Source organism: Actinomadura mexicana, from assembly GCF_900188105.1.
Lineage (GTDB): Bacteria > Actinomycetota > Actinomycetes > Streptosporangiales > Streptosporangiaceae > Spirillospora > Spirillospora mexicana.
In genome coordinates this window covers 146,202-157,070 of the sequence record NZ_FZNP01000017.1, presented here as the reverse complement: position 1 = coordinate 157,070, position 10,869 = coordinate 146,202, and the positions used below count along the sequence as shown (strand labels likewise).

The 10,869-nt window shown below is 75.2% G+C and carries 2 protein-coding genes; both read right to left on the bottom strand.

Translation table 11 applies throughout. The features are described from left to right. Nucleotides 1–8,753, bottom strand: an 8,753-nt coding sequence (locus tag CHC11_RS33345) for a non-ribosomal peptide synthetase (protein ID WP_143227413.1), incomplete at its 3' end; no start/stop codon positions are given. Between the two features lie 460 nt (nt 8,754–9,213). Then, the gene (locus CHC11_RS33340; RefSeq protein WP_089315851.1) at nt 9,214–10,767 is read right to left on the bottom strand and encodes an amino acid adenylation domain-containing protein; all 1,554 of its coding nucleotides are present in this window, start codon (nt 10,765–10,767) and stop codon (nt 9,214–9,216) included. Nucleotides 10,768–10,869: the final 102 nt, after the last annotated feature.

The following is a 10,869-nucleotide window of genomic DNA, read 5'->3' as shown; positions in this document are numbered from 1 at the left end:
TCGGCGGGCAGCGGCAGCTCCTCCGGCAGCCCCGCCAGCGCCTCGCGCCAGTACGCGATCTGCCGCGAGACCAGACTGCCGGGATCGTCCTCGGAGCCGAACAACTCCTGCTGCCAGAGCGTGTAGTCGGCGTACTGGACGGGCAGCGGCGCCCACTGCGGCTCGCCGCCCTCCGCGCGGGCCGCGTAGGCGGCGATGAAGTCGCGGGCGAGCGGCGCCATCGACCAGCCGTCGCCGCCGATGTGGTGCATGAGCAGCAGCGCGACGTGCTCCCGCGGCCCGACCCGGAACAGGTGGGTGCGCAGCGGCGGCTCGGCGGAGATGTCGAAGGCGTACCCGGCGGCCATGGCGAGCCGCGCCGGCAGCTCCGCCCCGGTGGTTTCGGTGATCTCCAGCTCGGGCCGTGCCGCGGCCGCGTCCAGGATGAGCTGGCGCGGCACTCCCCCGCTGTCGGGCAGGACCGTGCGGAGCGACTCGTGCCGTTCGACGAGGTCGCCGACGGCGGCGCGGAGCGCGTCCACGTCCAGCGGGCCGCGGATGCGCAGCGCGGTCGGCATGTTGTAGGTGGCGGACGGTCCCTCGAACCGGCTGAGGAACCAGAGCCGCTGCTGGGCGTAGGACGGCGGGATCACGGCCGGGCGCTCGCGGGGCTCCAGCGCGGGCCGGACGGGCGCGGCGCCGCGGCCGAGGAGGGCGGCGAGGCCCGCGACGGTCGGCGCCTCGAACAGCGCCCGGACGGGCAGCTCGACGGCGAGGGCGCGGCGGACCCGGCTGACGACCCGCATCGCGATGAGGGAGTTGCCGCCGAGCGCGAAGAAGTCGTCGTCGGCGCCGACCCGGTCCACGCCGAGCAGGTCGGCGAAGGCGGCGGCGACGGCCTCCTCCGCCTGCCCGGACGGGGCGCGGTACGCGGTCGCGGGGGCGATCGCCAGTTCCGGCTTCGGCAGCGCCCCGGTGTCGACCTTGCCGTTCGGGGTGAGCGGCATCTCGTCCAGGACGACGACGGCGGCGGGCACCATCGGCTCCGGCAGGCTCTCGCGGATGTGGGCGCGCAGCTCCTCGGGGTCGAGGGTCTGGCCGGGCGCGGCGACCACGTACGCGACGAGGCGCTTCTCGCCCGGCCCCCCCGCCGACTGCCCGGTCTGCCCGGCCTCCGGGAGGTCCCGCGGGGCTCCGGGCAGGTCGAGGGCGCCGACGGTGACGGCGCCGCCGGAGTCGACGGCGGCCTCCAGGGTCCGCCGGTACCAGCCGGCGAGCCGCTCGGCGGTCGCGCGGTCGAACAGGTCCAGGGCGTACTCCAGGGTCCCCGCGTACCCGCCCGCGCCGTCGCGGGCGGCCTCCAGGAGGAACTCCAGGTCGAACTTGGCGACCCCGGCGTCCACCGGCTCGACGGCGACGTTCAGGCCCGGCAGCTCGACCGACGCCTCGGGGTTGTTCTGCAGGGTCAGCATGACCTGGAACAGCGGGTGCCGCGCCAGCGACCGCGCCGGGTTGAGCACCTCGACGAGCCGCTCGAAGGGGACGTCCTGGTGGGCGTAGGCGGCGAGGTCGGTCTCCCGGACGCGGGCGAGCAGCTCGGCGAGCGACGGGTCGCCGGAGGTGTCGGTGCGCAGCACCAGCGTGTTGACGAAGACGCCGACGAGGTCGTCCAGGGCCTCGTCGGTGCGGCCCGCGATCGGCGAGCCGATCGGCACGTCCGTCCCGGCGCCGAGCCGCGTGAGCAGCGCGGCGAGCGCGGCCTGGAGCACCATGAAAACGCTGACCTGGTGGTCGCGGGCGAGGGCGCGCAACCCGTCCGCCAGCTCCGCCGGGACCTCGAAGGCGACCTGGCCGCCCCGGTAGGACGCGCGGTCCGGACGGGGGCGGTCGTGCGGCAGCCTGATCTGGTCGGGCAGCCCGGCGAGGGCGTCCTTCCAGTAGGCGATCTGGCGGGCGGCGAGGCTCGCCCGGTCGCGCTCGTCGCCGAGCAGCGCGCGCTGCCAGAGGGCGTAGTCGGCGTACTGGACGGGCAGCGGCGCCCAGCCGGGGGCGCCGCCGTCGCGGCGGGCCAGGTAGGCGGTGATGACGTCGCGGGCGAGCGGCGCCATCGACCAGCCGTCGCCGGCGATGTGGTGCAGGACGATGAGGAGCAGGTGCTCGTCCTCGCCGAGCCGGTACAGGTGGGCGCGCACCGGCAGCTCGTTCGCCAGGTCGAAGCCGCGGGTGGCGTCCGCGAGGAGGGCGGCGCGCAGGTCGGCGGGCTCGCCGACCGTCAGGCGCGGGTCGGCCTCGTCCGGCGCGATGATCACCTGGTGCGGCTCGCCGTCGGCGTCGGCGAACAGCGTCCGCAGCGGTTCGTGCCGGGCGACGACGTCGCGCAGCGCGTCCCGCATCGCCGCGGGGTCGACCGCGCCCGTGAGGCGCAGCGGAATCGGCATGTTGTAGGTGGCGGTGAGCCCTTCGAGCCGGTTCAGGAACCAGAGCCGCTCCTGCGCGTACGACACCGGCAGCGGGACGGGGCGCTCCGCCGCCCGCAGCGCGGGGCGCCCGGCGTCCCCGGCGGAGGCGATGTACTCGGCGAGGCCCGCGACGGTCGGGGCCTCGAACAGCGCCCGGACCGGCAGTTCCACGTCCAGCGCGGCGCGGGCGCGGGCGACGACGCGGGTCGCCTTGAGGGAGTCGCCGCCGTGGTCGAAGAAGCCGTCGTCGACGCCGACCCGCTCCAGGCCGAGGACGCCGGCGAAGATCCCGCAGAGGATCTCCTCGCGGGCGTCGCGGGGCCCCCGGGCGGTGAGGGACGCGGCGAAGTCCGGCTCGGGGAGCGCGGCGCGGTCGAGCTTCCCGTTCGGGGTGAGCGGCATCTCCTCCAGCACCACGATCGCGGAGGGGACCATGTAGTCCGGCAGCGTCCCGGCGACGAACGCGCGCAGCTCGGCCGGGCTCGCGGAACCGACGACGTAGCCGGCGAGGACGGTGTCGCCGGCCGCGTCCCGGCGCGCGAGCACGACGCTCTGCGCCACGGCGGGGTGCGCGGACAGCGCGGTCTCGATCTCGCCCGGCTCGATCCGGAAGCCGCGGACCTTCACCTGGTGGTCGAGGCGGCCGAGGTACTCGATGTGGCCGGCGCGGTTCCAGCGGACGAGGTCGCCCGTCCGGTACATCCGCTCGCCCGGCCCGCCGAACGGGCACGCGACGAACCGGTCGGCGGTCAGGCCGGGGCGGCGCAGGTAGCCGCGCGCCAGCCCGTCGCCCGCGAGGTACAGCTCGCCGGGCACGCCGACCGGCACGGGGCCGAGCCGGTCGTCCAGCACGTAGGCGCGGGTGTTGGCCATCGGGCGGCCGATCGGCGCCAGTCCCTCGGTGTTGCCGTCGTCGTACCACCCGGTGACGAAGATCGTCGCCTCGGTGGGGCCGTAGATGTTGGAGACGCGGGCGTCCGGCAGCAGCGCCCGGACGTCCCGGACGAGCTGCGGCGGCAGCGCCTCGCCGCCGAGCGCCACGTCCCCGGCCTCCAGCCGCAGGCCGCCGCGCGCCAGCAGCGCCGACACCGCGGACGGCACGCCGCTGACGAGCGTCCCGGACCAGCCGCCGCGCTCGGCGACCTCCAGCAGGTCGCGGACGACCTCGATCTCGCCGCCGGCGGTGAGCGGAACGAGCCACTCGAACACCGACACGTCGAAGTTCAGCGACGTGGAGAACAGCACGCGCGCCAACCGGGCGGGCCCGTAGCTCGCCATCGACTCGGCGCAGAAGTCCACGACGTTGGCGTGGGAGACGACGACGCCCTTGGGGCGTCCCGTCGACCCGGAGGTGTAGATGACGTAGGCGGGGTTCGCGGGGCGCAGCGGCCGCACGCGTTCGGCGCCGGTGACGTCGTCGCCGCGCAGCCCGTCCAGCCGGAGCGCGTCGAGTTCGACGCGCGGGGTCGGGCCGGGCAGGTCGGCCCCGGACGTCGTGATGACGCAGGCCGGGGCGGCGTCCTCCAGCATGTAGGCGACGCGGTCGGCCGGATAGGCCAGGTCGATCGGCTGGTAGGCCGCGCCCGCCTTCAGCACGGCCAGCGCCGCGACGACCAGGTTCTCGTCCCGCGGCAGGGCCAGCGCGACGAAGTCCTCCGCACCGACCCCGCGGCCGATGAGGTGGCGGGCGAGGCGGTTGGCGCGGGCGTTCAGCTCGGCGTAGGTGAGCCGCGCCCGGCCCGCGACCACGGCGGTGGCCTCGGGCGTCCGGGCGGCCTGCGCCTCGACCAGATCGGGGACGACGGCCGGGGCGACGGGCAGGTCGGTGGCGTTCCAGGCGCGCAGGAGGGTGTCGCGCTCGGCGTCGTCCAGCAGGTCCACGGCGCTGAGCGGCAGGGACGGGTCGGCGGCGACCTGTGCCAGCAGCCGCTCCAGCCGGGCCGCCATCGACGCGGCGGTCTCGGGGTCGAACAGGTCGAGCGCGTACTCCAGCCGGCAGGCGATCCCGGCCGGGCCGCCGGAGGCGTCCCGCCTCTCGTCCACCAGGAGCGCGAGGTCGAAGCGGGACACGCCCGGGTCGACCGGCTCCAGCGCGACCGTCAGGCCGGGCAGCGCGACCCGCGCGGACGGGTCGTTCTGGATCGAGATCATCGCCTGGAACAGCGGGTGCCGGGCCATGGACCGCTGCGGGTTCAGCACCTCGACCAGGCGCTCGAACGGGACGTCCTGGTGGGCGAACGCGGCGAGGTCTGCCTCGCGGACGCGGGCGAGCAACTCGGCGAACGTCGGGTCCCCCGAGGTGTCGGTGCGCAGGACGAGCGTGTTGACGAACACGCCGACCAGGTCGTTCAGGGCCTCGTCGGAGCGGCCCGCGACGGGCGAGCCGATCGGCACGTCCGTCCCGGCGCCGAGCCGCGTGAACAGGCCGGCGAGCGCGGCCTGCAGCACCATGAACAGGCTGGCGCGGTGGTCGCGCCCGAGCGCGGCCAGCGCCTCGTGCAGGGCGGGCGCGAGCGTGAAGGGGTGCTGGGCGCCCCGGTAGGTGGCGCGCGGCGGGCGCGGCCGGTCGGCGGGGAGGGCCAGCTCCGCGGGCAGGCCCGCGAGGGCCTCGCGCCAGTAGGCCAGCTGCGCGGCGATGACGCTGCCCGGGTCGTCCTCGCCGCCGAGGACCTCCCGCTGCCAGAGGGCGTAGTCGGCGTACTGGACGGGCAGCGGCTCCCAGCGCGGCTCGCCCCCGGCGGCGCGGGCGGCGTAGGCGGCGATGAGGTCGGCGGCGAGCGGCTCCATCGACCAGCCGTCCCCGGCGATGTGGTGCATCACCAGCAGGAGCAGGTGGTCGTCCTCGGCGACGCGGAACACGTGCGCGCGCACGGGCGGCTCGGCGGCCAGGTCGAACCCGCGCGTCGCGGCCTCGAACACCGCCGCGTGAAGGTTCTCCGGCGTGACGTCGGTGAACTCCGGTTCCCGCCCCATCTCGCCAGGCGCGAGGATCCGCTGGTACGGCTCGCCCTCGACCTGCACGAACACCGTGCGCAGCGCCTCGTGGCGCGCCATCATGTCGCGCATCGCGGCGCGGATCGCGGCGACGTCGAGTTCGCCGGTCAGCCGCAGCGGGATCGGGATGTGGTAGGTCGCGTTCGGGCCTTCGAGGTCGTGGATGAACCACAGCCGCCGCTGCGCGTACGACACGGGCACGAGGGCCGGACGCTCGGCGGGGACGAGCCTCGGCCGGACGCCGCCGCCGGCCTCCTTGAGCGCGGCGGCGAGCGCAGCGACGGTCGGTGCTTCGAACACCGCGCGGACGCCCAGGTCGGCGCCCAGCGCGGCGCGGGCCCGCGACACCACGCGGGTCGCCTTGAGGGAGTCGCCGCCGAGGTCGAAGAAGTTGTCGTCGATCCCCACCCGCTCGACGCCGAGGACCTCGGCGAACACGGCGCACAGCGCCACCTCGCGGGCGTCGCGCGGCGCGCGCCCGCCCGCGGGCGCGGCCAGGTCGGGCGCCGGGAGCGCGGCCCGGTCGAGCTTGCCGTTCGGGTTCAGCGGCATCGCGTCCAGGACGACGATCGCCGACGGGACCATGTAGTCGGGCAGCACGGCGGCCAGGGACCGCTTCAGGTCGGCGGGGTCCGCCCCGTCCGACACGGCGTAGGCGACGAGGACGGTGTCGCCCGCGTCGTCCCGGCGCGCGACGACCACGCTCTGCGTGACGGCCGGGTGCGCGGACAGCGCCGTCTCGATCTCGCCCGGCTCGATCCGGAAGCCGCGCACCTTCACCTGGTGGTCGAGGCGGCCGAGGTACTCGATGCGGCCCCGGTCGTCCCAGCGGACGAGGTCGCCCGTCCGGTACATCCGCTCGCCCGGCCCGCCGAACGGGCACGCGACGAACCGGTCGGCGGTCAGGCCGGGGCGGCGCAGGTAGCCGCGCGCGATCCCCTCGCCCGCGAGGTACAGCTCGCCGGGCACGCCCGCCGGGACGGGCCTCAGCGACGCGTCCAGCACGTAGGCGCGGGTGTTGGCGATCGGGCCGCCGATCGGGGCGCGGCCGGCGGCGTTGCCGTCGTCGAACCAGGCCGCGGCGTAGACGGTCGCCTCCGTCGGGCCGTAGATGTTGGAGATCCGCGCGTCCGGCAGGAGGGCGCGCAGGTCCTGGACGAGCCGCGCCGGAAGCGCCTCCCCCGCCAGCACCACGTCCCCCGCGTCCGGAGGGAGCGCGCCGGTGCCGAGCAGCGCGGACATCGCCGACGGGACGCCGCTGATCAGCGTCCCGGACCAGCCGCCGCGCTCGGCGACCTCCAGCAGGTCGCGGACGACCTCGATGTGGCCGCCCACCGTGAGCGGCGTCAGCCACTCGAACACCGACACGTCGAAGTTCAGCGACGTGGAGAACAGCACGCGGGCGAGCCGCTCCGGGCCGAAGTCCCTCCCCGCCCAAGCGCACAGGTCGACGGCGTTGGCGTGGGAGACGACGACGCCCTTCGGGCGTCCCGTCGACCCCGACGTGTAGATGACGTAGGCGGCGTTGCCCGGCCGGAGCGGCCGGACGCGGTCGGCGTCGGACGGGCTCACCGCCGGGTGCCCGGCCAGGTCGAGGGCGTCCAGCAGGACGCGCGGGGTCGTGCCGGGCAGGTCGGCCCCGGACGTCGTGATGACGCAGGCCGGGGCGGCGTCCTCCAGCATGTAGGCGACGCGGTCGGCCGGATAGGCCAGGTCGATCGGCTGGTAGGCCGCGCCCGCCTTCAGCACGGCCAGCGCCGCGACGACCAGGTTCTCGTCCCGCGGCAGAGCGAGGGCGACGAAGTCCTCCGCGCCGACGCCCCGCGCGATCAGGTGGTGGGCGAGGCGGTTGGCGCGCTCGTCCAGCTCCCGGTAGGCGAGGGTCGTGCCGCCGCGGGTGACGGCCGGGGCGTCCGGCGTCCGGGCGGCCTGCGCCTCGAACAACGCGGGGACGACCGCGGGCTCGACCGGAGCCGCCGTGTCGTTCCACTCCTCGAGCACGCGGGACCGCTCCGCGTCGTCGAGCAGCTCGACCTCGCGGAGCGGCGTGGCCGGGTCGACGTCGGCGAGCGCGCCGAGGAACCGGATGTATCGGTCCAGGTGCGTGGCGACCTGGTCCTCGGTGTACAGGTCCGGGTGAGCCTCGAAGTCGACGCGCATGCCGGCGCCGTCGAAGTTGTCGTAGATGTTGATCGACAGGTCGTCGATCGGCCCGGTGGTGATCGCGTGCATCCGCGCCGGCAGGCCCGCGAAGTCCAGCCGGTAGTCGAACGCCATGATGTTGATGACCGGCCCGTGGAGGCGCCGGCGCTCGCCGAGCAGCTTCAGGTCCCGCAGCAGGTCCTCGCGCCGGTAGTGCTGGTGGCGCAGCGCCCGCGCGCTCGCCCGCGTCGCCGCGCGGACCAGCTCGTCCACCGTCATGTCCGGCCGGACCCGGACGCGCAGCGGCAGGATCGTCGCCAGCATCGCCGGGGTGTCCAGCGCGATCTGCGTCGTGCGGCCGGTGACGGCGAGGCCGAGGACGACGTCCTCGGTGCCCGTCATCCGCGCCACGTACGCGGCCGTCGCCGCGATCGCCAGGCCCTGCGTCGCGGTGCGGAGCCGGCGCGCGCCGACCGCGAGCTCGGCGGTCCGCTCCGGCGGGACGACGGAGATGAGGCTCAGGTAGTCGGCGGTCGGCTCGGCCATCTCCTCCGACAGCGACACCGCGACGGGCCGGTCGGCGAACCGCTCGGTCCAGTAGGCGCGGTCCCGCTCGAACTTCTCCGACGCCCGGTAGGACTCCTCCTCGGCGAGGACCCGGCGGTAGTCGCCGGCCTCCGCCGGGACGTACTCGCCGCCGTTCGCCAGCGCCGTGTAGATCTCGGCGGCGCGGCGACTGATGATCGATCCGCTGTAGGCGTCCTGGATCACGTGGTGCGCGCGGATGAACCAGCGGTGCAGGCCGGGGGCCAGCCGCAGCAGGGCCGTGGAGTACAGGCGCTCGGCGTCCGGCGGCAGCGGCTCCGCCATCGCCTCCCGCATCCACGCCCGGGCGGCGGCGTCCGGGTCGGGCTCGCCGGACAGGTCCACGAGCGGGATCGTGGCGATCGCGTCCGGGTCGAGCACCTGGTGCGGCACGCCGTCCCGCTCGGCCAGCCGGGCGTTCATGGCCGGCGACTCATGGGCCGCCAGGCGCGCCACCCGGTCGAACAGCTCGTGGTCGACCGCGCCCTCGATCTCGATGTACTGCGCGATGTGGATCGGCGTTCGCGGCGCCAACTGCTGCGCGTACCAGACGCTCTGCTGAGCGGCCGAAAGGGGAACGTACTCGGTGGACATCAAGCGGTGCTTTCCCGGTCGCAGGGGGTTTGCTTCACGCCCGGTTTCGGGTCCGACAAGACGCCGGCGGGCAGAAATTCAAAGAGAATGACCACAGAACTGATCGGGTTTCCCCGTCCCCTTTCACCCCGAGTCCCCTCCGGGGGACGCACATCGCCCGCGCGATCCCGGAGTCAACGCCCTGTGTTCCGGCCAATACGGAGCGCCGCCGCTTTCCGCCCTCGCCCGTCTTCCGTCCGCGTCCCACGATCTACTCAGGAGTAGCGGGGTCACAGTCAACCAGCCGGTCACATGCCTCGCAATCCCCTCAAAAGCAGAACTTGCCCCGCCCCATTGCTAACAGGAGTGACAAAACCATCGGCCGCCAGGTCCGTTCCGGACCGGCCGGACGCGCGCCGGGTGACAAAGGTTGACAACCGAATCCGGCCAGTCCGGTCACGCTCGGTGAACGGCGGGCCCGCTACCTGCCCGGGTACTCGTGCACCACCACCGCGGCGGCCCGCACGGCCGGGTGGCGCTGCAGCACCGCCTCGATCTCACCCAGCTCCATCCGCACCCCGGCGATCTTGACCTGGCGGTCGACGCGCCCCAGGTACTGGAGGGTGGGACGGTCCTCGCCGCCCGCGCCGGGCGGCAGCAGCCGCACCGCGTCGCCCGTCCGGTAGAGGCGCCCGGTCGGGGACGCGCCGAAGGGGTCCCGGTAGAACGCCTCCCGGGTCCGCTCGTCGTCGCCGAGGTAGCCGCGGCCGACCACCACGCCGCCGACGAACAGCTCCCCGGTCTCGCCGACGCCGCACGCCGACCAGGCGCCTCCGGCCGTGCCGCCGTCCCCCTCCGGCCGCAGCACGTACAGGCGCGCGTTGACGATCGGCGTCCCGATCGGCAGGCGGAGGAGCCCCAGGTCGCCGGCCGTCACGATGTGGTGGGTGACGTCGTCGGAGCACTCGGTCGGGCCGTAGGCGTTCAGCAGCCGGGCGTGCGGCATCGCCTCCAGCCAGCGGCGGGACAGCTCGGCCGGCAGCTCCTCGCCGGTGGCGATCATCCAGCGCAGGCCCGCCAGCGGTCGGGCCGCGCCGCCCTCCGCCGGTGAGGCGCCGGGGGCCAGGTCGTCCAGCAGGTGCCTGACCATGGTCGGGACGAGCTCGACGACCGTGATGCCCTGCCCGTCCACCGCGCGGGCGAAGGCGACCGGGTCGTGGCCCACCTCGTCGCCGATCACGTCCACCCGGCCGCCGAGCAGCAGCGGGCAGAGCATCTGCCAGATCGAGATGTCGAACCCCAGCGGGGCGGTGAAGGCGACCACGTCGTCGCCGGTCAGCTCCAGGTCGATGATCTTCGCCCAGAGGTGGTTGAGCATGCCCTGGTGCTCGACGACCGCGCCCTTGGGGCGGCCCGTCGAACCCGAGGTGAACAGCACGTAGCGGGGCTGGTCGGGCGCGCTCAGGCGCGGCTCCCCCGCCCAGGGGGCGAGGCCGTCCGCCCGCGCGGCGGGGGCGACGCGGCACCCCGCCTCCGCCGCCCCCTCCAGCAACGCCGGCGCCGTTCGATCCGGTACGTCCACCGTGACCAGCACGGAGGCGCCCGCCTGGTCGAGGACGTCGCGGACGCGCGCGGCGGGCCAGGTCTCGTCGGCCGGGACGTACAGGGCGCCGACCAGCTCGATCGCGAGGAACGCGGCGATGACGCCCGCGCACCGGCCTCCGCCCACGCCGACGACCGCGCCGGGGCGGACGCCCTCGTCCTCCAGCAGCGTGGCGAGCCGGCGCGCCTCGCCGGCCAGCTCGGCATAGGAGAGCGTCCGGTGCCCGTCGGCGACGGCGGGGCGGTCGCGCTCGGCGGCGATCCGCTCCACCCGCGCGATGACCGGGCCGGCGAGGTCGACGTCCCGCTCGCGGAGCATCCCGAGCCGCGCGGCCAGCTCGCGGGCGCGCTCCGCCTGCGCCGCGGGCACGTCCAGGGCGGGCAGCCCGGCCAGGGGGAGCAGCCGGTCCACGGCGGGTCCGCGAGCACTCATCTTTACTCTCCGTGTTGTAGGACATCTCCGCTGTAACAGCAAAACAAGCGGCCGCCATAGCCTAAGTCCGACCCGGCAGAAGCACCACGCATTCTGCCCTAC

Excerpts from the sequence above, each read along its gene's own strand:
- CHC11_RS33340 (WP_089315851.1), bottom strand. The coding sequence starts at position 10,767 with ATGAGTGCTCGCGGACCCGCCGTGGACCGGCTGCTCCCCCTGGCCGGG.